Source organism: Polaribacter pacificus, from assembly GCF_038024035.1.
GTDB classification, from domain to species: domain Bacteria; phylum Bacteroidota; class Bacteroidia; order Flavobacteriales; family Flavobacteriaceae; genus Polaribacter; species Polaribacter pacificus.
Genome location: NZ_CP150664.1, coordinates 672876 through 699754 on the forward strand (window position 1 = coordinate 672876; position 26879 = coordinate 699754).

Below are 26879 nucleotides of genomic sequence, written 5' to 3' on the forward strand. Positions count from 1 at the left end.
ACAAAAAGCTTTTTTTAAAAAAAAGGCATAAATTAGCGCCACTTACAATACATACACTTAATTTAATCAAAATAACTATACTCAAATGAAAAGAATTTCACTCTTACTTTTCTCTGTGTTTTTTATTGCTACAGGTGCTTTTGCACAAGTCAATACAACAAAGAAAAAAGTACAACAAGGACACACTGATCAAAACAAGTTTAGACAAATGAAAGATGTGTTGGCTACGCCTAACACAGACAGAACTGCGTCTGGAGCTCCTGGTCATACCTATTCACAACAAAAGGTGGATTATGTAATGGATATTCGTTTAGACGAAGATTCAAATCGCATTTATGGTGATGAAAAAATCACCTATCACAACAACTCTAAAGATCATTTAGAATACTTATGGGTTCAATTGGATCAAAACATGAGAGCTGATGATTCTAAAACTCCATTGACTCAATCAACTAGAGTAGCTGAGTTTATTACGCCAGACAACTTTCAAAGTTCTTACATGAACCAAGGAAAAGGATTTGGATTTAAAATTGAAAAAGTTGAGCACAATGGTCAAAACTTATCGCATCTAATTAACAGAACAATGATGCGTATTAATTTACCAAAAGCACTTGCTCCAGGTGAATCATTTGATTTTAGAATTAAATGGAACTACTTGATTAACGACATCAATAAAGACGGTGGTCGTTCTGGTTTAGAGAGCTTCCCTGACGGAAACAACAACTATACTATCGCACAATTTTTCCCAAGACTGGCAGTATATGACAACGTAGAAGGATGGCAAAATATGCAATTCTGGGGACGTAGTGAATTTGCTTTAGAATTTGGTGATTACGATGTAAAATTAACAGTACCTGCTGATCATATCGTTGAAGCAACTGGAGAATTACAAAACGAAAGAACAGTTCTTACAAAAGAACAGCAAAGACGTTTTGATAAAGCGAGAAAATCTTTTAAAGATCCAGTAATTATCGTTACTCAAAAAGAAGCTGAAAAAACTGAAAAAGGTCGTAGTAAAAAAACTAAAACTTGGCATTTTAAAGCTGAAAGAGTTAGAGATTTTGCTTTTGCAACTTCTAGAAAATACATCTGGGATGCAATGGCAGTTAATATCAATGGTAAGACAGTGATGGCAACTTCTTTATATCCTAAAGAAGGAAACCCATTATGGGAAGAGCACTCTACAAGAGCTGTTGCAAACACCTTAATTGAGTATTCAAAATTAACTTTTGATTACCCATATAGTAAAGCGGTATCTGTTCACTCAGAAAGACAAGGAATGGAGTATCCAATGATCTGTTTTAACTTTGGTAGACCAAACCCTGATGGAACTTATTCTGACAGAACTAAAAAGGGAATGATTGGTGTAATTATACATGAAGTTGGTCACAACTTTTTCCCAATGATCGTAAACTCTGATGAACGTCAGTGGACATGGATGGATGAAGGTTTAAACTCTTTTGTAGAAATTTTAGCATCATTGAAATACGATCCTGAATTATTTGCGATCAACCCTGCAAAAAATATTACACGATATATGGGTGGAGATCAAAGTAACATTTCTCCTATTATGTCACAAGGAGATTACGTAAAACAATTTGGTCCAAATGCATATTCTAAACCAGCTGCAGGATTGTATATGCTTAGAAAAACAATCATGGGTGAAGAATTATTTGATCATGCGTTTAGAACATACTCAAAACGCTGGATGTTTAAACACCCTACACCAGCAGATTTCTTTAGATCTATGGAAGATGCTTCTGCAATGGATTTAGATTGGTTCTGGAGAGGTTGGTTCTACACAACTGATGTAACAGACATAGGTATTAAAGATGTAAAACAATTATACTTAACAGACAAACCAAGTCAGCGTATTGCTGGGATAATGAAAAACAATCCACAAGCAAAAGCATATTTTGAAAGAATGGGTGAGTTGGTATACATTACAGATAAAAAAGAGGATTCAAATCCTAAAGTAATGTCTAAGCATGTGAAAAACATGAAAGAAGTTCCTCAATTTATCTACCAAGTAGAATTTGAAAAACCAGGAGGTTTGGTTATGCCACTTATTGTTCAATTGAACTATGCTGATGGAACTACTGAAAAGCAAACTTTCCCAGCACAAATATGGATGAGTAATGACACTTCTGCTACCAGAGTTTTTGCTTCTTCTAAAGAAATAAAAAGTTTTACAGTTGATCCTGATTTTGAAACAGCTGATGTTGATACATCAAACAATAGCTGGCCTAAGAAAGAAGATTCAAAATTCAACAAATTTAAAAATAACGTAAAAGGTTAATAATTAATTTGTTCTTAAATATAGAATCCTAACTATTAAATAATAGTTAGGATTTTTTTATTATATTTAAACAACATCTTAAATCCCCTACATGTATTACCGAATGCTTTTATGGCTAGTACCTATGGTATTGCTATTTTCGACTCATATCTCTGCACAAAACGCTATTAGTTTTAGTGCTCACCAAGACTTAAGACTATTAACCATCGGGGACAATCGTGGTAATAATGCTGGAACATTAGATATTTTAACTCGATTAAAATATTCAGGTAAAGAACGAGAAAACGGATATTATTTCTATTATCTAGAATACGAAAATGCAAGTATAAAAAACAATTACAATAGATTAGGTGTGGGTTTTGGATATGCTTTGACACATACTTTAAACAACAAAAAAATAGAATTCAGTCCTACTATAGGCATAGGAAATATACACAGAAAGAATATAAACTCATTAAGTTTATCTGGTTCAGTATCTCTGGCATTAATTTTAAATAAACGTTTAAAACTAAGCAGTATGTTACAGTTTGTTGATAGAAGTGACCTAAAGATTAAAGTACTTCGCTTTAGCTTTTTTGTGGGTTTAGAAATACGCCTATTTAGTCTGAAGTCTTGATTTTTTAAACACAAAGTAAAGTCCAATCAAGATTAGTGGAATACTCAATACTTGACCAGTATTTAACGGACTAAACAACCACTCCTCTCCTCTTTCTTGAACTTGAGGCTCCTTTAAGAACTCAATAATAAAACGCAATGACCACAATACAGCAAAAAAGATTCCAAACAAATATCCTTGCTGCTCTTTCGCATTTGTTTTCCAATACAACTTCCAAAGGACTACAAATAAGATTAAATAACTAATGGCCTCATACAATTGAGTAGGATGCCTCGGAACGGTTTCTCCAGCAGCTTTAAAAATAACGCCAAAGCTACCATCTGTAGGCTTTCCATAAATTTCAGAATTAAAGAAATTCCCTAATCTGATGAAAAAACCAGCCAAGGCTACCATGATTCCCATTCTATCTAAAATGAATAAAAAAGGTTTTTTAATCACTTTTCTACTGTAGAAATACAAGGCTGTAATGATTCCAACAGCTGCTCCATGACTTGCAAACCCTGTATAGCCAGTAAATTCCCAGCCTTTAATCATCCCAAATAAGGCAGAAGAATTTGCATTTTCTTTAAAGGGTAAAATAATTTCTAACAAGTGATCTTGGTAATAATCCCAGCTGTAAAAAAATACATCACCCAAACGCATTCCTATTAACATAGAAACGAAGGTGTACATAAACAACGGGTCTAGTTTTTCTACAGGTATTGAATCATTGATAAACATTTTTTTCATCAATCGCAACCCTAAAATAAAGGTTAGCACAAACATTAGACTGTACCATCTAATTACATAAAAACCTAAATCGATCCCTAAAGATGGGTCCCAAACAATTGATAAAAAATTCATTCTTTTTTTATTTATAAGCTTCTAAAATGACACTGACGTTAAGGCAGTATAAAATCAAGCTAAATTATTTTTTCTTTTCTGGCACAGGATCATAACCTTGCCCACCCCATGGATGACAACTAAAAATTCTTTTAATGGCTAACCAACCCCCTCTAAACAATCCATGCTTTTGTAATGCCTCAATTGTATAATGAGAACAGGTCGGTGAATACCTACATGTTGAAGGTGTAAATGGAGATATCGCTGTTTGATAAAACCGAACCAAAAGTATAAAAGGATATGTTAGAATTTCTTTCAAAATTGTATAATAGGGTCTTAAAATGTATTAATTGATAGAAAACGTTGTGCCTTCTCTTCCGTCTTTTAGTTGAATTCCTAAAGCTAGTAACTCATCTCTAATCTGATCTGACAATGCCCAATCTTTATTATCTCTTGCCTCTTTTCGCAATTTAATCAACAAGGCTACAACTCCATCAATCTTATCAGAGCTGTCTTGCTTTGACTCATCTGTTAAGCCCAAAACATCAAAAACAAAAGCGTGAATTGTTTTTTCAAAATCTACTAAATCATCAGCAGAAATACTCTCTTTTTGTTCTTTTAATTGATTGATCATTTTAACAGCATCAAATAAATGCGCAATTAAAATAGGGGTATTAAAATCATCATTCATGGCGGCATAACATTGTTTCTTCCAAGAAGCGATGTCTACAGATGATGTTTTACTTACTTGAATGGTTTTTAGTGTGTGCACCGCATCCATTAGTTTATAATACCCTTTTTCTGATGCTTCTAGGGCATCACTAGAAAAATCTAAAATACTTCTATAATGGGCTTGCATGTTAAAAAAACGAACCACACTAGGTGCAAATGCTTTGCTTAAAATAGTATTCTTTCCCGTTAAAATCTCATTAGGAAGCACAAAATTACCTGTTGATTTGGCCATTTTTTGACTGTTTAACAACAGCATATTAGCATGCATCCAATAATTAACAGGGGTTTTACCACTACAGGTATGTGATTGAGCAATCTCACATTCATGGTGTGGAAACTTTAAATCCATTCCTCCACCGTGGATATCAAATTGTTCTCCTAAGTATTTTGTACTCATTACAGAACACTCTAGGTGCCATCCAGGAAAGCCCTCACTCCAAGGCGATGGCCAACGCATAATATGACGTTCATCTGCTTTTTTCCACAAAGCAAAATCTTGGGGATTCTTCTTGTCTGACTGCCCGTCTAAAGTTCTGGTATTGTGAATAGCGTCTTCTATCTTACGACCAGAAAGAATGCCGTAATTATTCCCTTTTTCATTGTATGCCAACACATCAAAATATACAGATCCATTAACCTCATACGCAAAGCCTTTGTCCATGATTTCTTTAATCATTTCTATTTGTTCAACAATATGACCTGTTGCAGTGGGCTCAATACTAGGAGGTAAAAAATTATACTTTTCAAGGGTTTCATGAAAGTCAACAGTATATCGTTGTACCACTTCCATAGGCTCTATTTCTTCTAGCCGCGCTTTTTTTGAAATTCTGTCTTCCCCTTCATCAGCGTCATTTTCTAAGTGACCAGCATCGGTTATGTTTCGCACATAGCGAACTTTATAACCCAAGTGCAATAGATAGCGGAATACCACATCAAAAGACATAAAAGTTCTTACGTTTCCGAGGTGAACATTGCTATAAACAGTTGGACCACAAACATACATGCCGACACGACCTGGTATTAGTGGTTTAAAAAGCTCTTTACTTTTAGTAAGAGAGTTGTATATTTTAAGTTGATTCTCCTTGTAGATTTCCATGAATTGACTTGCATTTATAGAAACGTAAAGATAAGGAGTTTTAAGGAAAGAGGAAATGGGAATTTAGTAGAAGTTTTGTAAAAGAATACAGGTTAAAAACACTGTTATTGCCTTACGTTCTTAACCTGGAGTGTACTTTGTTTTCCTTGTAACTCAATGGTTTTGTTTTTGACATCAAAATTACCATTAAAGAGAAAACCTTTCTCCAATATTTTTAAGCTAGATGTTTTTATAACCGGAAACGTATTAAGGTAGTTTTTTAAATCAATTGAAGCTTCTGAAAAATTTAAACTCAATTCAAAATCTTTTAAATCTTTTGCAACATCTAAAATTGTCAACTCACCAAACTTGCTGGTTAAACTTACGTTATTTCCAAGTTGTTGAATCTGTAAACCAGAAGAATTGGTAATGACATTGGTATTCATTACCGATGCAATAGTTGCATCGGTAATGTTGTTTAAATATAAAGTACCTGCTGTTAAAGCAGCAACAGATACTGGGGCATAATAAATAGACAAATCTCCACCATTTAATTCTTCAGAATTAAACGACCCATAAGAAACTTTACCAGAAGTTTTTCCTTTTGGTAATTTTACCTTACTGTGTCTTGTGTTTAAATCAAAGGTTGCATTTTTTGGTACTTTGATTGTAATTTTTCTTGTGATTTTTACTTCTTTTTTACTATCTCCATCTTCAATAACAATAATATTATTGCCATTTTTATAATTGTTTTGCATTTGAACCTTCATCTTTTCAATGCTCTCTTTTGCTTTTGCTAAATTTTGTTTAATCTTCTCTTTATCAAGTTTTTCATATTGAATCTTCGCTTTCTGAAGCTGCTCTTGAATCATTTCTTTGTCAATCTTTTTGATTCCTTCTTGCGCTTGTTTAAGACCTTCTTTAATATTAGCTTTCATGTCTCTATAATCTTTCGATTTTTTAAACTTCTCCCACTCTTCTCTAGTCTTAATAACGATAGTTTTTTGCTTTCCATTTGATTTGTAAGAAAACGTTTTCTCATCAGCATCATCAAAATTATGATTGTCTAATTCAATATCGATATTCTCAAATATTTTATCAAAATCAATATTGATTTCTGGAATCTTTATGTCTAACTCAGGAAATTTAAAGTCAAAATCAAAATCTTCAATATTGATATCGATTTCTGGAATTGTAATATTTCCAAAATCAAATTTAAAGTCATTGCTATCAACATTTAAAAATTGACTTGCATTGGCATTGATTTGAACTTTACTTTTATTACCTAAGGCTTCAAACTTCCAGTTTTTAAGAAATTTTTCTGCTTCCTTTTTACTCAAGCCTTCTACAGTAATGATGGCTTCTACAGATACTTCATTTCTGTTCCAAGTAGAAACATTGACATCTGAGTTTGTGGCATTAATTGCAAGTAAAACGTCTTTATTTACGCTAAACTTTTCGTTGAATTTTTTGTCAAATTTTTGTGCATGTAAACTGCTTATAAAAAAAGCGGTAAACAAAAATCCAACTATACTATATGTTTTTAGTTTCATCTTGTTTTAAATTTAAATTTTTTAAATCGTTTAATTGTTTTTTTAATCGTTGCAATAACTGTACACGCAATTGCAAATTGTTTATCAATGCATTGATGATTTCATCATTAACTCCTTTGGTGCTAAGCTCTGTAGTTAAGGATTTGTATTCAGAAGACAACTCTGCAATTTTTGCAAAATAACCATCCAAAATTTCTTTATTATTTTCGTCGACACTTAAATTACTGATCTCGTAATTGATGGTGTTTATATAATAACTTTCTATTGATTTAAGTTCTGGAGATAAACTTCCAAGACTCACTTCTTTAGTCGGTTTTTCTGAGGGTAATTCTGAAGGTTTCGTATCCATACCAAAATACCCAAGAGCCAAACTCATTAGCACCACAATTGATGCAGCAACTTGCAACCAAAGAAAGCTTCTTTTTTTAGGCTGCTGATGAACCTCTTTAAGCAATCGTTCTTGAAACTTATTTCTGTGATTTTCCGATAAAGAAATGTCTTTACTCGGCTGGTCCTCCATGATTTCTCTAATATCCTTCGACATAATGCTGTTCTTTTAATCGTTCTTTTAATTGTGCCTTTCCTCTTAAGAGATGGGTTCTTGATGCCACCTCTGAAATCCCTAATACTTCTGAGATCTCTTGATGATCATATCCTTCAAGTAAAAACAAGGACAATACAACTCGGTATTTTTCTTTAAGTGTTTCAATAACACTCAAAATCATTTCTTGTGTGTACGGAACTTCGACCTCCCAGGTTTCATCTTCTTCTACCTTGTGATGAATCTCATCATTAATTGCTATCAGATCTAATTTTTTCTTTTTTAATACATCCAAACTCTGATTGATCACAATTCTTTTTAACCAGGCGCCAAATGAAACATCTCCTTTAAAACTATCAATCTTTTGAAAAGCTTTAATAAAAGCATCTTGCATAATGTCTTCTGCTTCAAAAACATCTTTTACATAGCGATATGCAATCGCGCACATAGCCTTGCAATACTTATCATACAATAGCATTTGTGCTTTTGCATCATTGTTTTTACAAGCTTCAATCAAATGATTGTGTAGATCTACTGTTTGATTCATTCTTATTATATTACCCTAAAGACGATACTTTTTTGGCCCTGTTGCAATTTGGGTACATATTTATTTATAAATTTACACATATTCTATTGGTTAATTCTATATGACTAAAAAAAAGACAACAGCACTTCATGAAGTAGACGGAGTTTCTCAACCAGAAACCACCAATAAAATGGCGGCTGATAAAATAAAAGCAACCAGAAACAGACAGTACAGTGTGGATGAGTATGTAAGCCAAATTTTGGCAGGAAGTATCCCTTTTTTAAGCAGAGCTATCACCTTGGTAGAAAGCACTAAAGCCAGTCACCAAGAAAAAGCCAATGCTATTTTAGAACGCTGTTTAGCCTACGCCAATAAATCTGTACGGATAGGAATTACAGGAGTACCCGGAGTTGGGAAAAGCACTTTTATAGAGAGCTATGGAAGCTATTTAACGGCACAAAACAAAAAAGTTGCTGTGTTGGCTATCGACCCGAGTAGCAGTGTAAACAAGGGCAGTATTTTAGGTGATAAAACACGAATGGAAGCTTTGGTTACAGATCCTAATGCTTTTATTAGACCTTCACCATCAGGAACTTCTCTAGGGGGTGTTGCCCAAAAAACACGGGAAACTATTATTCTTTGTGAAGCAGCGGGATTTGATACTGTTATCATAGAAACTGTAGGTGTAGGTCAAAGTGAAACTGCTGTACACTCTATGGTTGATTTCTTTTTGTTGTTAAAAATTTCAGGAGCCGGAGATGAACTTCAAGGAATTAAAAGAGGAATTATAGAAATGGCAGACGCCATCGTCATTAACAAAGCTGATGGAGATAATGTTCAAAATGCCAAAATTGCCAAAACGGCTTTTAATAGAGCGCTGCATTTATACCCGCCAAAAGAGAGCAAATGGATTCCAAAAGTACTTACCTGTAGTGCATTAAATCATGAAGGTGTTGATAAAATAGACGCCATGATCAATGATTATCTAAGCTTAACTAAAACCAATGGTTCTTTTGACAAAAGAAGACAAGAACAAAACAAATACTGGTTATTTGCTACTATTGAGCAGCAGTTAAAAGATAATTTTTACAACAATACTTTGGTAAGCGAAGCGCTGTCAAAAGCTATTGAAGATCTAGAAAAAGGCACCACAACGCCTTTTAATGCTGCAGAAAAACTTTTAAAAATTAATCGCTAACTAATGTTAGTGCATAATTTTAAACAGCAATTCTTTTAAAATATCACCTTGAGTTTGATTGGCTCCTACTCCTTTACTTTTTACATCAGCTTCTCTTAAAAAAGCTATAATTTGAGATACTTTTCGCATGGGGTAGTTTCTTGCGGCCGTAACATAATCACCAACAAAATAAATATTAATCCCTAATCTTCTAGCAACTGTTGCTTTGTCCTTAGTTGGTAAACCATGATAGATTAATAGCTGGGTAAAAAAACTATTTAACAAGGCAATGGTCATTACCAGAGGGTTGTTCTTAGGGTTTTCTATAAAGTAATTGATAATTCTATTGGCTTTTACAATTTGCTTCTCACCTACAGCTTTTCGAAGTTCAAAATTGTTAAAATCTTTAGAGATTCCTATATTTTCTTCAATATGGATTGGAGAAATAATGGTTTCTACAGGTAAAATAGTAGTTAATTTGTTTAGTTCGTTGCTAATCTTACTTAGATCTGTTCCTAAAAAATCAACCAGCATTAACGCTGCTTTTGGCTCTATTTTGTATTGCATTCCTGACAAGACTCTTCGGATCCACTCAGAGACTTCATTATCATACATTTTTTTACTCTCGTAAATCAAACCAACCTTTTCAATGGCTTTGTATAATTTTTTTCGCTTGTCTAATTTTTTATACTTGTAGTTAATGACCAGTACTGTAGTGGGTTGTATGTTTTCTACATAACTGAGGAGTTTTTCTATAGATCTGCTTAGGTCTTGAGCTTCTTTTACAATAAGAACCTGATATTCTGCCATCATCGGAAAACGCTTGGCAGATGACACAATCTCATCAATAGTAACATCCCTACCATACATGACCACCTGATTGAAACCTCTTTCTGCCTCATCCAGAACGTTTTGCTCGATATAATCAGAAATTTTATCGATATAGTAGGGCTCATCTCCCATTAAAAAATAAATGGGCTTTATTTCCTTCTTCTTAATCTGGGCTACTATAGAATTTATTGCGTTCATTTTCTTACTTTTGATTGATGCAAGTACTCAATCTTCCTACATACAATTTCAAGCTCAAAAGTAACGAAAAACATACGCTTATTTTTGATATGTTAAGAAAAAAATATTTTGTTTTAACTCCAGAAGAATGGGTGCGTCAACATGTTGTTCAATTTTTGTTGAATGAAAAAAAATATCCGAGCAGCTTAATTGCATTAGAAAAACAGTTACTGCTTCATACCCGAAAAAAAAGAACTGACATCCTTGTTTTTAACAAAAGCGGGCTACCACATATAATTGTAGAATGCAAAGCACCTCATATTCCAATTACCCAAAATACTTTTGACCAAATAGCGAGATATAACTTGAATTTAAATGCTGATTATTTGATGGTTACCAACGGGATTACGCATTATTTTTGTAAGATGGACTTAGAAAATGAGAGCTATGTATTTTTACCTGAACTCCCAGAGTACAAATAGCAAATTAACAAATTGTTACAATTCAAATTAAGATTTAAAACGTAAGTTTGCAAACTTGAAAACAGCCATCGTCATATTAAATTGGAACGGTCAAAAACTCCTTGAAGAATTTTTACCATCAGTCATTAATTATAGTGCAGAAGAAGCTGTAATTTATGTAGCTGACAATGCATCTACAGATAATTCTGTTGATTTTATTAGACTTCATTACCCAAGCGTTCAAATTGTAGAAAATGCAAGTAACGGTGGTTTTGCAAAGGGATATAATGATGCCTTAAGCCAAATTGATGCAGATATTTACTGTTTACTTAATTCAGATATTGAAGTAACTCCAAATTGGCTATCCCCTATCTTAAGTGTTTTTAAATCTGAGAAGAACACGGCGATTATCCAACCCAAATTATTAGATTACAAAAAGAAAACTCACTTTGAGTACGCAGGAGCTGGTGGTGGTTTTGTAGATCTTTTGGGATACCCTTATTGTAAAGGGCGAGTTTTTAATCAATTAGAAGCTGATCAAGGCCAGTTTAACGATACTTATCCTATTTTTTGGGCATCTGGTGCCTGTTTGTGCATTCGGTCAGAAGTTTATCATCTATTAGAAGGCTTTGATGAGGATTATTTTGCGCATCAAGAAGAAATTGACCTTTGCTGGCGAACTCAAAACTTAGGTTACGATATTAAATATGTTGGCGCAGCTACTGTGTACCATGTTGGTGGAGCCACCTTACAAGAAAGCAATCCTAGAAAAACCTATCTCAACTTTAGAAATAGCCTTTTAAATGTGGTAAAAAATGTGCCAAAAAAATGGTTTTTATTGGTTATTTTTTCTCGTTTAATTTTGGATGGTATTGCAGGATTAAAATTTGCTTTTGAGCTTCGACCGATACATACTTGGGCAATCTTTAAAGCCCATATTAGTTTTTATAAAAATTTTTACCGCTTTTTAAAGAAACGGAAAAGATTACAAAAAAAATCAGATTACTTTATTCACACCAGTATTGTTTGGCAATACTTTGCTTTGAGAAGGACTAAGTTTAAAGATTTAAAATAGCTCTTAAAGCACATCCAAGCTTCCTTTACCTTCACGAAGTATCTCTGGCTCATCTGTGGTTAAATCTATTATGGTAGAAGCCTCGTTATCTCCATAACCACCATTAATTACAAGATCAACCTTATGCTGCCATTTTTCAAAAATCAATTCGGGATCTGTTGTATACTCTAAAATATCATCCTCATCATGTATAGAGGTAGATACTATCGGATTGCCTAGAGCTTTTACAATTGCCTGAGCAATAGCATTGTCAGGAATCCTAATTCCAACAGTTTTTTTCTTTTTAAAATCTTTTGGTAGCGAAGTACTTCCTGGTAAAATAAAAGTATAAGGCCCTGGCAAGGCTCTTTTTAAAATTTTAAACGTGGCGGTATCTATTTGCTTAACATAATCAGAAAGATGGCTTAAATCATTACATACAAATGAAAAATTAGCTTTTTCTAGTTTTACATTCTTAAGTTTTGCAACCCGCGCCATTGCTTTGCTATTTGTAATATCACAACCCAAGCCATATACAGTATCTGTTGGATAAATAATCAATCCTCCATTTTGCAGTACTTTTACTACTTTGGCAATCTCTTTAGGATTGGGATTTTCGTTATAAATTCTAATAAATTCTGCCATGGTTTATCGTCTTAGCTTTTCAAAGTTACTAAAAAAGCTCAATTGTATTTCAATCGAGCTTCATTTTTATATATTAAAAGGTAGTTGACTACTTCTCTACTAGACGAAATCCTTCTCCATGAATATTTAAAATCTCAACGTTTTCATCTGGTTTTAAATATTTACGCAATTTAGCAATATAAACGTCCATACTTCTTGACGTAAAATAGTTGTCATCTCTCCAAATCTTGGTTAAGGCCAATTCTCTAGGCATTAGATCATTTTTATGAACAGCTAACATTCTTAGCAATTTACTTTCTTTAGGCGACAACTTAACAGGCTCAGCATCTTTGATGGTTAAATGTCTCAATTTAGAATTGAAAAAGAATTTACCAATTTGAAACTCAAACTCATCAGATTCTTTGTTTTGATCAGATTCTTTTCTTTGTAAAATAGCTTTGATTTTAAAAAGTAACACTTCAGAATCAAAAGGCTTATTTAAATAATCATCTGCACCTACTTGATATCCTTTTAAGACATCTTCTTTCATTGTTTTTGCAGTTAAAAAGATAATTGGCACTTCTTTGTTGGTAGAACGAATATCTGCTGCTAAAGAAAAACCATCTTTTCTTGGCATCATCACATCTAAAATACACAAATCAAATTCACCATTTTTAAAAGCAATTAGACCTTCTATTCCGTCTTTTGCATGTGTGATATTATAATCGTGTAATGCTAAATAATCTTTTAAAATGGTTCCAAAATTTGGATCATCTTCTACTAATAATATTTTTTTGCTTCCCATATTAAATAATTTTAAACTAGTGGTAATTTTACCGTAAATAAACTTCCTTTTCCTTTTTCACTTTCTACCAACACTGTTCCGTGATGATTTTCTACAATTTCTTTTACATAAGCCAAACCTAAACCATGGCCTTTTACATTGTGTATATTTCCTTTGTGCTCTCTATAAAATTTATTGAACACATATTTTTGAGCATTTTTACTCATTCCAATTCCCTCGTCTTTAATTTTAAAGATAAAGTATTTAGCTGTACTTTCTGTATAGACATCAATTTTTGGCGTCTCTTCTGAGTATTTTAAGGCATTTTCTAACATGTTAACAACCACATTTGTTAAATGAAATTGATTTCCGTAAATCTCTGATTGCAAAGCCTCAAAGTGACAATTGATAGACCCTCCTTTGTCATCGATTAGTAAACTAACATGAGAGATAGCTTCTTCAATAACATCATTCATATCTATAGCAACCTTATTGATTTCAAGTTGATTCTTCTCTAATCTAGAAATTCTTAAAACGTTTTCTACCTGACCATGCATTCTTTTATTTTCTTCTCGAATCATATTAGCATAGCGAATCACCTTTTCATTATCATTAATGATTTTAGGGTTTTTTATGGCATCTAAAGCTAAATTGATGGTCGCAATAGGTGTTTTAAACTCATGAGTCATGTTGTTAATAAAGTCTGATTTAATCTCTGAAATTTTTTTCTGTCTAATTAACTGATAAAGAGAACTTGAGAATGCAACAACAATGATAAAAATAAAAAATACGGACAGCAACAAGATATCAGAAATGTCAGATAAAATATGTTCTTTTTGACCTGGAAACGTTACGAAAATAGTAAAAGCTGTTTCGTCATTTTCATCCATAAAAAAAGGATAGCCAATACTGTTTGTTTTATCTATAGTATAATATCCAGATTTTAGATTGGTTAAAAAACCATCGCGACTATAAACACCATATTTAAAATCTATATTAATGTTCCTTTTCGCGAACTCATCTTTTAGGATGCTATTGAGTTCTCGATTATTTACCCTTTGATTGATCGGGGTTAAGGCTTTAAATTCTCTAAATACGTTTCGCATCCAAGATTCTTCTACCTCTGGAAATCGCTTAATATTGGTATACTTTATTTCGTTATTGTTATTTAAGAAATCAGAATCAGCACCGGCATTGTTATTGCTGTTGATGGTGATATCAACCCTACCACGTACTTTCTTAAAATAAATAGATGAAGAATCTTTGGCTAAAAAATCTACAGGAGCTTTGATGACCTCTTCTATAATGGTTTGCCCGTAAGAAAGTATTTGTTTCCCAGTAGTGTCTATTTGTTGTAAAATAATATTTCTAATCTCGGTGCTGTTAATATCTTTAGCAGCTTCTAAAATAGGCGTGTATTTTAGCTGAAATTCTGAAAACTCATCCTCATTAACACGTTCAACAGCTCTGGCCAAAGATAATTTTACGTCATTTTTAAATTGATCGCGCTTGGTCTGTACGGCATTGTTAATCCAATAGACTTGAACGGTGACAATTCCTACCAAAGAAACGGTCATCAAAACAACAATTAAAACAAAAATCTTTTTACCCATTGATCAAAAATAGAGGATTTGAATCTTTAAATTAACGTTTTTAACGAAAATTAACATAAATAGTTCATTTATATGATAATTTTAAGAAAACCAATGAATTAATATGATTTCAGACTGGCTTATTTGTTAATTTTTTATGAATGCTGATAATTTGATCTTGAGCTGTTTTTAAATCATTGTTTTCTACAATATAATGAGATTGAATTTCTTTTTTAGCATCAAGCCATTGATTGTTGATCCTTTCTAAAACTGTTTCTTTTGATACCCCATCTCTTTTCATCACTCTTGCTATCCGAACCTCTAAATCTACTTTGACAAAAATAATAAAGTCACAAAGTGTTTCGCTGTGATTTTCAAACAAGATGGCATTTTCATACAGGATATAATCCTTCGTTGAGTTCTTAACTATAAACTCATTTAAATGCTTATATACTTCAGGATGTACAATTGCATTCAATTGCTTGAGTTTATGTGGATCTTTAAAAACCAATTCTGAGAGATAGCTTCTGTTAAGACCATCTTCTGTATATGATTCGGCTCCAAAAGCTTCTATGATCTTTCCTCGTATTACTGATGAAGTAAGCATTAGTTGTTTTGCTTCGGCATCTGCATTATAGATAGCCACAGCCCCTTGACTCATTAAGAATGATGCCATTGTGCTTTTCCCGCTTCCGATACCTCCAGTAATGCCTACAACCATATTAGTTTTGAATTAAGAAATCAATTTGAGATGGAGAAACTTTTAAAGAACTAACAAAATCTGGTTTAACAATTACTTTTGGTATCATATACCTAAACCCATTTGCTATGGCGTGCTGATAATCACATACCACCATAAAAGATTCTTTAGTTACCTCTTTAAACCGAGTAATCTCGACTAAGTATTTAATTTCTACAGTTTTTGGAAATGTATTTACAGACAACGCATCTGGTTTATTTATAATCTCAAAAGGCAAAATCATGGTCCCTTCTGTAAATTGACCAACATTCCCTTGCACCTTAACTTCTTTCACTGAAAACTTAATAGACGAAGGAATTGCACTTGTATTAACCCTAATTTTTTTATCTATAGAATTGGCAATATCATCTAGACTTAATTTTTCTAATTTTAAACTCTTTACACTGTCTACTTGTAAACTAGGTCCAGAAATTACAATAGAATCTGGTTCTATTTGCAAAGGGTTTATCAATTGATATCCCAATTTGTATTTCAAATCAAAATCACCAATTACCGCAACTTTTTTTGACGTTAACTGACTAATTTTCAAATGTATTGTGTCTTGTAAAAAATAGTCAATTACATAAGAATCAGAAAGTTGTTTACGAATAGTTGGTTCTTCTTTACTCGTCAAAAAATAATAATTGGATCCCGATTTGTTTTTGATGTTTCTCAAATTTAATTCAAGTGTCTTTGTATTAAACCCCAATAAGAACAATTTAAACCCCGAAGCTTTTAGAGAGATCTCTATTTGTTGAAGGGGGCCCTCTTCTATAAGCTTGTCTTGTGGTATATTGACATAGCTTACTGGGAAACTAACGACAGTTTCATATTCTTTTGACAACTTGATAAGGGTCCAAAACAACAATGCAAAGCCCAACGCAACTAAAAACGTTTTAGGGATTTTTTGAGTACTGACCTTTTTTGCAATCATTAAAATAGAATCTGGATTCATTGCAATTTACACAAAGCATTTAACAATCACAATGAGCAAATTGGTTTTATTGCATAAAAAAAGTGAGCCTGAAAGCTCACTTTTTTTTATATCTGATAGAGGATTACTTCTTTTCTACAGGCGTTAAATAGCGCTTACTTAACTCCATAGAAATAGCAGATCTTTCAAATCTAATTTTCCCCGCACCTGTTTCTATAGTTACAGTATTATCATCGTGAAACTCAACTACTTTACCGTGAATCCCACTACTAGTAACAACTTTAGATCCTTTGGCGATTTCTAATTGAAATTTCTTCTCTTTTTTTTGTTTTTGCATTTGCGGTCTTATCATAAAAAAATATATAACCACTATCATCGCCAAAAAAGGCAACATACTTCCTAAACCTCCACTACTTGCTTGTAAAATCATCATTGTGATATCTCTTATTTTTTATTAACAATTCCTTTAAGAGTAACAATTTCTCTACCATTAGCTGTGTTGGTAAACAATGTCACATCTTTAATCTGTCTTCCACCACCTTTACCAGCTGTGTTAAACTCTACTTTAATCTCTGTACTTTCTCCAGGTGCAATAGCCTTGTCTTTAGGCCATGAAGGCACTGTACAACCACAAGTGGTTTTTGCATCCGTAATCACCAAAGGAGATTTACCAGTATTGGTAATCACAAATGTAGTTTTTACAATATCACCATCGGTAACCGTACCAAAATTATATTCTTTTTTATCAACAGAAGCAATAGGCGCTCCTTTATGAATATCTAAATCTCTTTTTTTAGCGCTTGCTAAATTCTCTTTGTTAACTTTTGCAGCTGCATTAGACTCTGTACATGAAACAAGTACTAAGCTTCCTAAAACAACAATTAAACCTATAATTTTTTTCATTTTACTTAATTTAAAGGGTAAAAATAATAAATTTAAATCAATCCTCTTCCTATTTTTTTCAAACGATCTGTGCTACTGTACTCTTTAGAGAGTTTGTCTAAAACCCCATTGATAAAATAGCTACTCTTTTCGGTTGAATAATCTTTAGCAATTTCTATATACTCATTGATGGTTACTCGTACTGGAATCGAAGGAAAATACAAGAACTCACAGATAGCCATCTTAATTAAGATCATGTCTATATCAGCAATTCTATCAGCCTCCCAGTTAGGAGTTTTTTCAGCGATTTCGTCTTCGAATTTTGTATGATGCAACATCACTTTTCTAAACAATTCTAGCACAAAACTCTGATCATCTTCATCTTTAAACAATTTACCTAAAACAAAAACCTTTTCAGATTTAATTTTATCTAGGGTTCTAACGATCCAAGTGTTAACAAAAGGGATGTCATCAGACCAACTGATATTTTGATCTTCAAAATAATCGGCTAACTTGTCATTTGGAGCGATAATTTCTTTAAAAAAGTTAATGACAAATTTTTTGTCAGCAACAAAAGAATCCTCTTTTGAGCTCATATAATTGGCATATAAATCACTCTCAGACAAAGCTGCCCAAACAATTTTTACATACTCATCATCTAAAACCCAATTGTCTAATTTATGATCATCAAGGTATATTTTTAAAGACTCACTTTCTGCAAGAGTTTTAATAACTGGATTGTCAATAAATTTGGTGTTAGGTCTTAAATCTTCTGGGGTTGCTAAATGCTTTTTCTTTGAAATTTCAATCTTAGCTGCTGCTAATTTTTGAACCTCAATCAACATTAATAATTGCAAAACGTACAGCTCAAAAAGTTTTTGTGTACTAAAAGATAAGAATTTTTCTTCTCTGATTAAATCATCTGTTTTTGCAGTCGTCATTGCATACACCGATTGCATCACTTTAACTCGAATATGTCTTCTGTTGATCATTCTAAAGAACTTGTTAAAAAAAAGAGCGAAAGAAAAATTCTATCGCTCTGCAAAAATATAACTATTTATTGATATTTTCTATTTGTTTTGCTCCTTTTTACGGGTGTCAATTCTATTCTGTGCAATGTTAAATGCAGCTCTATGAGTAGAAATACTTTCTTTTTCTGAAAGTGCAAAAATATCTAAAGTTGTATTGTAGATGTTTTCGGTTTTTCTAATGATCTCATCTTTACCGTATCCTTCTAACTCTGCATAAACATTGATAATTCCTCCTGCGTTGATTAAGAAATCTGGAGCATAGGCAATACCTTTTTCTTTTAATAGCATACCGTGTTTTACTTCATCCGCTAACTGATTGTTAGCAGCCCCTGCAATTACCTTTGCTTTTAATTGATGAATAGTTGCATCGTTGATTGTAGCACCTAAAGCACAAGGTGCATAAATATCTACATCCAATCCATAAATGTCATTTCCTAAAACAACATTTGCACCGTATTTTTTACTTAATTCTTCTAGACGTGGCAAGTTAATATCATTAATAACTACCTGACCTCCTTCATCAGTAATGTGTTTTACCAAGGTTTCTCCTACATGACCTACTCCTTGAACTAAGACTTTCTTTCCTGCTAAATTATCAGTCCCAAATTGGTATTTGGCAGCAGCTTTCATTCCCATATACACTCCATATGCAGTAATTGGTGAAGGATTTCCTGAACCACCTTTGCTTTCTGAAATACCTGTAACATGAGGTGTTACTTCTCTAATAACATCCATATCACGTGTTTCCATTCCAACATCTTCTGCTGTGATGTACTTTCCGCTTAATGAATCTACAAATTGTCCAAAACGACGCATTAAATCGTCATTTTTTTGAGTTTTTGCATCACCAATAATAACAGCTTTACCACCACCTAAGTTTAAACCAGTAATTGCTGATTTAAAGGTCATTCCACGAGACAAACGCAATACGTCATTTAATGCATCCCACTCACTGTTGTAAGACCACATTCTAGTTCCTCCAAGTGCAGGCCCTAAAACCGTATTATGTATGCCAATTATTGCTTTTAAACCTGTATCTTCGTCGTTGCAAAAAACAATTTGCTCATGGCCATCAAAAGAGATTTGTCCAAAGACTGGATCGTTTTTTAAATCCTTAGTATCAATTATATTTGTAGTCATTTATGTAAGTATTAAATTGAGGGTTCGTTTTATGATTTCTCAAAAATTAAGCCGCAAAAATAAGATATTGACAAAACATATCAAAAAAAACCGAATCAAATTATACATTTATTAACATCATTTAATTTACAAGTCCATAAATACTGCCTAAAATCAACATAATCTGCCTATTTTTTTTAGAATGAAAGCATTACAATACTTAAATAAATATTTTTACAAATACAAATACAGACTCCTACTCGGGATTTTTATCACCATTGTTTCTAAGTTTTTGGCATTGGAGATTCCGCAGATAATCAGAAACTCTTTTAATAGCATAGAAGACTACAAACTGGGTAAAATTACAGATGTTGATGAAGTAAAGCATCAATTGCTTATCAACATCTTGATCATTGTAGGGGTTGCTTTGGTTGCTGGTTTTTTAACTTTTTTAATGAGACAGACCATTATTGTGACCTCTCGATTGATTGAGTTTGATTTAAAAAATGAAATCTACCAGCAGTACCAAAGGCTGTCTGTGAATTTTTATAAAAAAAATCGAACGGGTGATTTAATGAATCGAATTAGTGAAGACGTTTCTAAAGTTCGGATGTATTTTGGCCCTGCAATTATGTACAGCATGAACATGCTGGTTTTGTTTGCTGTTGGATTTTATCAAATGATTAAAATTGATGCAAAACTAACACTCTATACGCTGATTCCATTTCCTATATTGTCTGTTTCTATTTTTATCTTAAGTAAGGTCATCAATAAAAAAAGCAATATCGTTCAGCAGTTTTTATCAAAACTAACCACCTTTAATCAAGAGTTCTTCTCAGGTATAAACGTGGTAAAATCATATGGTATTGAACCTTCTATTATCAAGAATTTTGATGAATTAGCAAATCAGAGTAAAGAAAAAAACATCGATTTATACAAAACGCAGGCTGTTTTTTTTCCGATGATGATTTTATTAATTGGAGTGAGCAACCTGATTGTTATTTATGTGGGTGGAAAACAGTACATCGCTGGTGAAATCCAGATTGGAGTCATCGCTGAGTTTATGCTTTATGTTAATATTCTAACCTGGCCGGTTGCTATTGTTGGCTGGGTAACTTCTATGGTGCAGCAAGCTGAAGCTTCTCAACAAAGAATCAATGAATTTTTAAAAGAGCAACCAGAAATTGTTAATAACACCAAAGAAAATACAGAAGTTGTTGGAGCAGTTACCTTTAAAAATGTTAGCTTAACCTATGATGACACCAACATTACAGCACTTAAAAACATTAGTTTTAAAGTTAATGCAGGTGAAACAATTGCCATTTTAGGAAATACAGGGTCTGGTAAATCGAGTATCGTTAATTTAATTGCTCGTTTGTATGACGTCAGCAATGGAGAGGTTTTAATTGATGGCACCCCTATCAAACAAGTAAATCTTACAGATTTAAGAAGTTCAATCGGTTTTGTTCCTCAGGACCCTTTCTTGTTTTCTGACACCATAGAAAACAATATTAAATTTGGGAAAGAAGACGCAAGCAAAGAAGAAATTATAGCTGCGGCAAAAGGCGCTGTGATTCACGATAATATTATGGGCTTTAAAAACGAATACCAAACCATACTTGGTGAGCGTGGCGTAACCTTATCAGGTGGACAAAAACAGCGGGTCTCTATTGCTAGGGTTATCATTAAAGATCCTAAAATATTAATTTTTGACGACTGTTTATCCGCAGTTGATACAGAAACTGAAGAACAAATATTAGCAAACCTAAACAAGGTCTCTAAAAACAAGACAACCTTTATCATAAGTCATCGTGTTTCATCAGCAAAGAATGCAGACAAAATTATCGTGCTAAATGAAGGTAGTATTATTCAGCAAGGATCTCATAATCAACTAATAGCAGTAGATGGTTATTATAAAGAAATGTACGAACAACAACTTTTAGAAAAAGAAAGTTAAGGTTTCGTTAGAAAAAGTAAAATATTTTTTTAGATTTGTTCAGCAAATAAAAAAAATTATAATTTTATTGTACCGATTATTATGGCAGAGAGAACAGAGAGAACAGAAAGAACCGAACAGGAAGAAATTTTTTCTCAAGTATTAAGAGCAGGAAGAAGAACCTATTTTTTTGATGTACGATCAACAAAAGCAGATGACTACTATTTAACTGTCACAGAAAGTAAGAAATTTACACATGATGATGGGTCTTTTCACTATCAAAAACATAAAATCTACTTGTACAAAGAAGACTTTACTGAATTTAACGAAATGCTGCAGGCAGCTACACGTTTTATTTTAAATGAAAAAGGCGAAGAGGTGATCAGCGAAAGACACCAAAAAGATTATAAAAAAGAAGAAACAACTACCGAGGATAAAACACCAACCTCAACAGACAGTTTTACAGATGTCTCTTTTGATGACATTTAATATTCAAATAATTTCTCACACTAAAAAAAGCTATCAAATTCTGATAGCTTTTTTTTATGATAAAACCTTTTTCATTACCAAAGATTTGGCAACTGTCTCCTCCCATTCTTTTTCTGGATCACTCTCTTGAGTAATTCCTCCACCAATATACAGATTTGCTATATCGCCAGAAAGCTCCATACAGCGCAAATTAACATAGAGTTCTGACTGTAAATCAGAGGTGTTTAACAATCCTAAAAAGCCACTGTAATACTTTCGATTATTAGCCTCCTGGCTAAGAATAAACTGCTTGGCTTTATCTCTTGGTAAGCCACAAACAGCAGGAGTGGGATGTAGCTTTTCTATCAGTGTTTTAACCACAGGCAAGCCTTTTAAAACTTCTCCATGTATCTTGGTTCTCAGATGCAGTAAGTTTCCTGCTTTGGCTGTTTGAACCTCACCTATAGACAAAGAAGAACTCACTGGATATAATTGCTCTTGAATAAACTGCGTAACTAATAACTGCTCTTCTTTTTCTTTTGCTCCCCAATCTATATGATCAAGTGATTCACTTATCTGCTGGGTTCCTGCTAAAGACATGGTTTCAAAATAGGCCTCATTAATCTTTACAAGTGTTTCTGGACTGGCACCCATCCACAAACCAGTTTTTGGATGAAACCATGCATATACAAAAGCATTGGTATACCGACTTGTCATCTGAGAAAAGACATCTTCTAGATTAAAGTTGGTTAGCGCAACTGATTCTTTTCTTGCCAAAACCACCTTTTTAAAATCACCTAAACCTATCTGATTAATTCCTTTTTGAACCAGTTGAACATGAGTTTCCTTCTCTTTTTCTAAAGATTTTGAAATAATATTAGGGCACTCAATAATTTCTTTTGGAGTCCACGGTGCAACAAATAGATCTGCTTTATCAAAAGGTATAAAAAACACGTCCTCTTGTGTGTTAAAGGGTGCAAATACAAAACCTTTTTCACTATAGTCAACACAGGTATATGTTTTTGCATCCAGCTGAAACAAGCCAGATACAGTATTAGCATCTGGCTGTTTATACAACACAAAAGGCTGCTGCTTTTGCAAATGATCTTTGGCTTTTTCTATAATTGTTTTCAATCGATGCTTTTTAATAATTGTTCTTTAATACTTTCAAATTCACTCCAAATTAACCCGTGTCCAGCCTCAACTATGGTTTTTAACTGCACTTGCGCTTTTGGAAATTGCTTTTTTAATGCCAAAGAATTGCCATAAGGTACAATTTGATCAGAATCTCCCTGGATACAGACAATAGAGTTTGGATTTAGTGTCCAATTGTTTTCAAACGTTTTTAGATCTTCACCATGAGTTAACTTTTCTAATGAAGCCATTTTCCAAATATGTGGAACCAACCAACGGGTAAGCTTCCATTGATAAAATTTAATCGGCCAAGGCACCAGCTCTTCTTTACTATAAACTGCTGGAGCCAATAAAACAATTTTCTTTAATGGAATTTGAAGCGACAAAGCTACAGGTCCTCCATATGAGTATCCAACAACAACTGTATTTTTTTGAGGTAACTCTCCTAATAAATTAATTAATAGATCTCTTTCAAAAGCAATGGATGCTTGAGTGGAACTTGAATCCTTGTAGTTGTATCCCACCCGATCGTATGCTAGTAAGTTTGCTCTTGCATTAAGCGTAGAATCTGATAAATAGGCCTTAAAGTCTGATGAAGACCCCGGTGTTCCATGAACAAAAACCATTGTTGGCAAAAGCGTATCAATCTCTTTTTGCATTGCTAACACCCTGTAAGTAGATCCTTGAAAGGTTTTCTTAAAAATTGTAGGTTCAGTCATAGTTCCTTTAAAACTGGCAAGAAGTTTATCATCTGATTTGGGCTGAGAAAAATAAATAAAAACCAAATACAAAATCAAAAATGCAGCTATAACCAGATATGCAAGCAACTTAAGAGTTTTTTTCAGTCGCTTCATGTTTATCTGTTCTTCTGCAAAACGATGTTGGTCAGTTTTGAAATTGCAATTAATTGCCCTTCTTCATCTACTACGCGAATCTCCCATAAATGAGTTGTTCTTCCTTTGTGAATGATTTTTGCAATGGCAGTCACCATACCTTCTCTTTTACTCTTCAGGTGATTGATAGATAAATTGATCCCATTGACATATTGAGTTTCACTATCGATAAAAAAATTAGAAGCCGCACTCCCTACACTCTCAGCCAAAGCTGCAGTTGCACCTCCATGAAGTTGACCTAAAGGTTGATGAACTCTAGGATTAACAGGCATTTGTGCTGTCAAAAAATCATCACCAATATCTGTATAAACAATCTCTAAGGTTTCCATTAAGCTGTTTTTTGCACGATCGTTAAACCGTTTTAACAAGGTAGTTTTATCCAACATTCTATTGTATTTTAACGTAAAAATACACATAATTTATTGTATTTTTGCAGCTCCGAAAGAAGTAATTGCCCATGTATAAAATACGCGTTATCCTTGATAGCAAAGAAGATGTTATCAGAACCATTTCTGTAAACAACAACTTCAATTTAGAAGAGCTACACACAACCATTGCAGCAGCTTTTGGTTTTAATGGTCAAGAAATGGCTTCTTTTTACAGAACTGATCAAGAATGGAATCAAGGAGAAGAAATTCCTCTTTTTAACATGTCTGAGTTTGGTGATGCAATTTCTATGAAAACTTGCACTTTAAACGAAACTCTTGAGGCAGTTAACGACAAGCTTATCTATGTCTATGACTTTTTAAATCTATGGACTTTTTATGTTGATGTCGTTGAAATTAACAACGAAGTACTTGAGGCTAGCACAATTATTTTATCTGTAGGTGAAATTCCAGAAACAGCACCCGAAAAAGAATTTGTTGCTGAGCGCTTATCTGACGAAGGATTTGATGATGATGACGATCTTTTAGACAACGATCTCTTTGATTCTTTGGATGATTATGATTTTGAAAATTATTAAACCCCTCTAAACCTCATCCAAATTACCTCAAGAATACAAAGGTCAATTTTTATCTTTCTGTAACAATTGCGTATCTTGTTCGTCGAATACTATATCGACTAAAACAAATTCTTTGGAAACAATCTTATCACTTAAAAATTTAGACAAAAAATTTGGACCCGTTCACGCTGTTAATAACCTTTCTTTTGATATTCAAAAAGGAAATGTTTACGGTATTCTTGGCCCAAATGGAAGTGGAAAATCAACCACACTTGGCATTATCTTAAATGTTGTAAATAAAACCTCTGGAAGCTTCAGTTGGTTTGACGGAGGGCTATCAACCCATGAAGCCTTAAAAAAAGTTGGCGCCATTATAGAGCGACCTAACTTTTACCCATATATGACGGCTGCACAAAATTTAAACCTCATTTGTAAAATAAAGGGGGTTTCTTCTGTAAAAATTGAAGAAAAACTTAAAGCCGTTAATTTATTTGACCGTAGAAACAGCAAATTTAGCACCTACTCCTTAGGGATGAAACAACGACTGGCTATTGCCTCTGCCTTGTTAAACGATCCTGAAATATTAATATTGGATGAACCTACCAATGGATTAGACCCTCAAGGTATTCACGAAATTAGACAAATCATTAAAGACATTGCTGCTACAGGCACAACCATCCTTCTTGCATCGCATCTACTTGATGAAGTTGAAAAAGTATGTAGCCATGTTGTGGTGATTAGAAATGGTATTAAATTGTATGCTGGTCGTGTGGATGAAATGACAGCATCAAAAGGATTGTTTGAACTAAAGGTTGATGACAATGAAGAAAAACTCTTAAGCCTTTTAGAAAGCAACGAAGCCATTGGGTCTGTAAAAACAGATAATGGAGTTATCATCGCTACTATTATAGAAGACATCACAGCTTCAGAATTAAACAGCTTTTTATTTAAAAACGATATTGTTGTATCGCATTTGGTAAAACGTAAGCCTAGCTTAGAACAACAGTTCTTAGACCTGACCAAAAACAACTAATCAACTAAAAAATCACCACCATGTTTAGATTGCTAAATATTGAATTTCATAAATTAAAATACAACCGAGCAAGTAAAGTTCTTTCCATTATTTATTTTGCTTTATTAACCTCGATTGCACTAATAGCCGCTATCAAATTTGATATTGGCGTAATTAAGTTTCACTTGGCAGATCAAGGAATCTTTAACTTTCCTTATATCTGGCACTTTAACACTTATGTAGCAGCTATCTTTAAATTCTTCTTGCTCTTGGTCATCGTTTCTATGATGGCTAATGAATATAGCAACAAGACCTTAAAGCAAAACTTAATAGACGGTTTGAGCAAAAAAGAATTCATCCTATCTAAGTTTTATACCGTTGTTGCTTTTGCATTTATTTCGACCCTTTTTGTGTTTGCAGTTTCTTTAATCTTGGGGTTAATTTATTCTGATTTTAACGAACTCAGTATCATTTTCTCAGAACTCGAGTACTTGTTAGCATTTTTTATAAAGCTAGTCGGCTTTTTTAGCTTCGGTCTGTTTTTAGGGATCTTAGTGAAGCGTTCAGCTTTTGCTGTGGGTGCAATGTTAATCTGGTTAATCATAGAAAGCATATTTAAAGGCTATTTGTATTGGAGCCTACGTGATGTAGACAATACTTCTGAGAGAGTTTCTAATATTATGCAATTCTTGCCTTTAGAGGCCATGGCTAATTTAATTAAAGAACCTGCCACAAGACTTGGTGCTGTTAAGTCTATCGCCAATCAAATTGGAGAGGACGTCAGCAAAGATTTTTCGGTACAATTTACCGATGTGTTTATAGTCATTGCTTGGACTGCAATCTTTATCTATTTATCTTATGCACTCCTTAAAAAGAGAGACTTGTAAAACAGTTTCATAAAAGAATTTAAATACAGATATTTTT

At 33.2% G+C, this 26879-nt stretch carries 29 protein-coding genes; 10 read left to right on the top strand and 19 right to left on the bottom strand.

Translation table 11 applies throughout. From position 1 onward, the window contains the following. The first annotated feature begins 85 nt into the window (after positions 1-85). Both WHC90_RS03010 and WHC90_RS03015 read left to right on the top strand, forming a co-directional pair. Positions 86-2299, top strand: a complete 2214-nt coding sequence (locus WHC90_RS03010) for a M1 family metallopeptidase (protein WP_188599478.1) — start codon at positions 86-88, stop codon at positions 2297-2299. 103 nt (positions 2300-2402) lie between these two features. Then, positions 2403-2915 carry a hypothetical protein gene (locus tag WHC90_RS03015; protein ID WP_229664950.1) on the top strand — a complete coding sequence of 171 codons (513 nt, stop codon included), beginning with the start codon at positions 2403-2405 and terminating at the stop codon, positions 2913-2915. Here the strand turns inward: WHC90_RS03015 and lgt are convergent. The 6 genes from lgt to WHC90_RS03045 all read right to left on the bottom strand — a co-directional run bounded on the left by lgt (position 2895) and on the right by WHC90_RS03045 (position 8185). Then, positions 2895-3758, bottom strand: a complete 864-nt coding sequence (gene lgt / locus WHC90_RS03020) for a prolipoprotein diacylglyceryl transferase (RefSeq protein ID WP_188599476.1) — start codon at positions 3756-3758, stop codon at positions 2895-2897. The two genes, WHC90_RS03015 and lgt, sit on opposite strands and share 21 nt — an antisense overlap. 64 nt (positions 3759-3822) lie before the next feature. After that, entirely contained in the window at positions 3823-4059 is a 237-nt protein-coding gene (gene yidD, locus WHC90_RS03025) for a membrane protein insertion efficiency factor YidD (RefSeq protein WP_188599586.1), read from the bottom strand. Between the two features lie 24 nt (positions 4060-4083). Beyond that, positions 4084-5565: a cysteine--tRNA ligase gene (gene cysS, locus WHC90_RS03030; protein WP_188599475.1), complete on the bottom strand. Its 1482-nt coding sequence runs from the start codon at positions 5563-5565 to the stop codon at positions 4084-4086. Between the two features lie 104 nt (positions 5566-5669). After that, positions 5670-7097 (bottom strand): hypothetical protein, encoded by a 1428-nt coding sequence (locus WHC90_RS03035; RefSeq protein WP_188599474.1) that lies wholly within the window; start codon positions 7095-7097, stop codon positions 5670-5672. Further along, positions 7078-7641, bottom strand: a complete 564-nt coding sequence (locus WHC90_RS03040; RefSeq protein WP_188599473.1) for a hypothetical protein — start codon at positions 7639-7641, stop codon at positions 7078-7080. Before WHC90_RS03040 ends, WHC90_RS03035 begins: the two co-directional genes overlap by 20 nt. Further along, positions 7625-8185: an RNA polymerase sigma factor gene (locus WHC90_RS03045; protein ID WP_188599472.1), complete on the bottom strand. Its 561-nt coding sequence runs from the start codon at positions 8183-8185 to the stop codon at positions 7625-7627. The genes WHC90_RS03040 and WHC90_RS03045 overlap by 17 nt, the downstream gene beginning before the upstream one ends. 100 nt (positions 8186-8285) lie before the next feature. On the opposite strand from WHC90_RS03045, the gene meaB reads away from it, so the two are divergent. Then, positions 8286-9362 carry a methylmalonyl Co-A mutase-associated GTPase MeaB gene (gene meaB / locus WHC90_RS03050; protein WP_188599471.1) on the top strand — a complete coding sequence of 359 codons (1077 nt, stop codon included), beginning with the start codon at positions 8286-8288 and terminating at the stop codon, positions 9360-9362. Positions 9363-9368: 6 nt separating this feature from the next. On the opposite strand, the gene holA is transcribed toward meaB, so the two are convergent. Then, positions 9369-10370, bottom strand: coding sequence for a DNA polymerase III subunit delta (gene holA, locus WHC90_RS03055; protein ID WP_188599470.1), 1002 nt, complete (start codon positions 10368-10370; stop codon positions 9369-9371). A gap of 17 nt (positions 10371-10387) precedes the next feature. Between holA and WHC90_RS03060 the strand changes: the two genes are divergently transcribed. After that, positions 10388-10831, top strand: coding sequence for a type I restriction enzyme HsdR N-terminal domain-containing protein (locus WHC90_RS03060; protein ID WP_188599469.1), 444 nt, complete (start codon positions 10388-10390; stop codon positions 10829-10831). Between the two features lie 55 nt (positions 10832-10886). Beyond that, positions 10887-11885: a glycosyltransferase family 2 protein gene (locus WHC90_RS03065; RefSeq protein ID WP_188599468.1), complete on the top strand. Its 999-nt coding sequence runs from the start codon at positions 10887-10889 to the stop codon at positions 11883-11885. Between the two features lie 3 nt (positions 11886-11888). Here WHC90_RS03065 and WHC90_RS03070 read toward each other — a convergent pair whose 3' ends face one another. From WHC90_RS03070 to WHC90_RS03110, 9 genes are all read right to left on the bottom strand, one after another. Then, positions 11889-12509, bottom strand: coding sequence for an L-threonylcarbamoyladenylate synthase (locus WHC90_RS03070; protein WP_188599467.1), 621 nt, complete (start codon positions 12507-12509; stop codon positions 11889-11891). An 88-nt stretch (positions 12510-12597) separates the two neighbouring features. Continuing rightward, positions 12598-13293 (bottom strand): response regulator transcription factor, encoded by a 696-nt coding sequence (locus WHC90_RS03075; protein WP_188599466.1) that lies wholly within the window; start codon positions 13291-13293, stop codon positions 12598-12600. Positions 13294-13304: 11 nt separating this feature from the next. Then, a complete protein-coding gene (locus WHC90_RS03080) occupies positions 13305-14885 on the bottom strand; it encodes a sensor histidine kinase (RefSeq protein WP_188599465.1) in 1581 nt (526 codons plus the stop codon). A gap of 109 nt (positions 14886-14994) precedes the next feature. Continuing rightward, positions 14995-15585 carry a dephospho-CoA kinase gene (gene coaE / locus WHC90_RS03085; RefSeq protein WP_188599464.1) on the bottom strand — a complete coding sequence of 197 codons (591 nt, stop codon included), beginning with the start codon at positions 15583-15585 and terminating at the stop codon, positions 14995-14997. Between the two features lies 1 nt (position 15586). Then, on the bottom strand, positions 15587-16558 hold the full coding sequence (locus WHC90_RS03090; RefSeq protein WP_188599463.1) for a hypothetical protein: 972 nt from the start codon (positions 16556-16558) through the stop codon (positions 15587-15589). A 103-nt stretch (positions 16559-16661) separates the two neighbouring features. Then, the gene (gene yajC / locus WHC90_RS03095) at positions 16662-16970 is read right to left on the bottom strand and encodes a preprotein translocase subunit YajC (protein WP_229664949.1); all 309 of its coding nucleotides are present in this window, start codon (positions 16968-16970) and stop codon (positions 16662-16664) included. Between the two features lie 11 nt (positions 16971-16981). Continuing rightward, positions 16982-17440, bottom strand: coding sequence for a DUF1573 domain-containing protein (locus WHC90_RS03100; protein ID WP_188599462.1), 459 nt, complete (start codon positions 17438-17440; stop codon positions 16982-16984). Between the two features lie 32 nt (positions 17441-17472). Beyond that, positions 17473-18411, bottom strand: a complete 939-nt coding sequence (gene nusB, locus WHC90_RS03105) for a transcription antitermination factor NusB (protein ID WP_188599461.1) — start codon at positions 18409-18411, stop codon at positions 17473-17475. 78 nt (positions 18412-18489) lie between these two features. Further along, entirely contained in the window at positions 18490-19590 is a 1101-nt protein-coding gene (locus tag WHC90_RS03110; protein WP_188599460.1) for a Glu/Leu/Phe/Val family dehydrogenase, read from the bottom strand. A 181-nt stretch (positions 19591-19771) separates the two neighbouring features. On the opposite strand from WHC90_RS03110, the gene WHC90_RS03115 reads away from it, so the two are divergent. Together WHC90_RS03115 and WHC90_RS03120 are read left to right on the top strand one after the other, a co-directional pair. Further along, positions 19772-21526 carry an ABC transporter ATP-binding protein gene (locus tag WHC90_RS03115; RefSeq protein WP_188599459.1) on the top strand — a complete coding sequence of 585 codons (1755 nt, stop codon included), beginning with the start codon at positions 19772-19774 and terminating at the stop codon, positions 21524-21526. An 81-nt stretch (positions 21527-21607) separates the two neighbouring features. Further along, complete coding sequence (locus WHC90_RS03120) at positions 21608-21994, top strand: PUR family DNA/RNA-binding protein (RefSeq protein ID WP_188599458.1); 387 nt, start codon at positions 21608-21610, stop codon at positions 21992-21994. 54 nt (positions 21995-22048) lie between these two features. Here the strand turns inward: WHC90_RS03120 and WHC90_RS03125 are convergent, their stop codons facing one another. Genes WHC90_RS03125 through WHC90_RS03135 form a run of 3 tightly spaced genes read right to left on the bottom strand, consistent with a single transcriptional unit; the run spans position 22049 to position 24416 of the window. Next, positions 22049-23107, bottom strand: coding sequence for an isochorismate synthase (locus WHC90_RS03125; protein WP_188599457.1), 1059 nt, complete (start codon positions 23105-23107; stop codon positions 22049-22051). Continuing rightward, on the bottom strand, positions 23104-23961 hold the full coding sequence (locus tag WHC90_RS03130; protein ID WP_188599456.1) for an alpha/beta fold hydrolase: 858 nt from the start codon (positions 23959-23961) through the stop codon (positions 23104-23106). Before WHC90_RS03130 ends, WHC90_RS03125 begins: the two co-directional genes overlap by 4 nt. Before the next feature lie 2 nt (positions 23962-23963). After that, on the bottom strand, positions 23964-24416 hold the full coding sequence (locus WHC90_RS03135; RefSeq protein ID WP_229664948.1) for a PaaI family thioesterase: 453 nt from the start codon (positions 24414-24416) through the stop codon (positions 23964-23966). Positions 24417-24457: 41 nt separating this feature from the next. On the opposite strand from WHC90_RS03135, the gene WHC90_RS03140 reads away from it, so the two are divergent. From WHC90_RS03140 to WHC90_RS03150, 3 genes are all read left to right on the top strand, one after another. Beyond that, the gene (locus WHC90_RS03140) at positions 24458-24964 is read left to right on the top strand and encodes an IS1096 element passenger TnpR family protein (RefSeq protein ID WP_188599454.1); all 507 of its coding nucleotides are present in this window, start codon (positions 24458-24460) and stop codon (positions 24962-24964) included. A gap of 112 nt (positions 24965-25076) precedes the next feature. Further along, the gene (locus tag WHC90_RS03145; RefSeq protein WP_188599453.1) at positions 25077-25976 is read left to right on the top strand and encodes an ABC transporter ATP-binding protein; all 900 of its coding nucleotides are present in this window, start codon (positions 25077-25079) and stop codon (positions 25974-25976) included. A 20-nt stretch (positions 25977-25996) separates the two neighbouring features. After that, entirely contained in the window at positions 25997-26842 is an 846-nt protein-coding gene (locus tag WHC90_RS03150; RefSeq protein WP_188599452.1) for an ABC transporter permease, read from the top strand. Positions 26843-26879 lie beyond the last annotated feature (37 nt).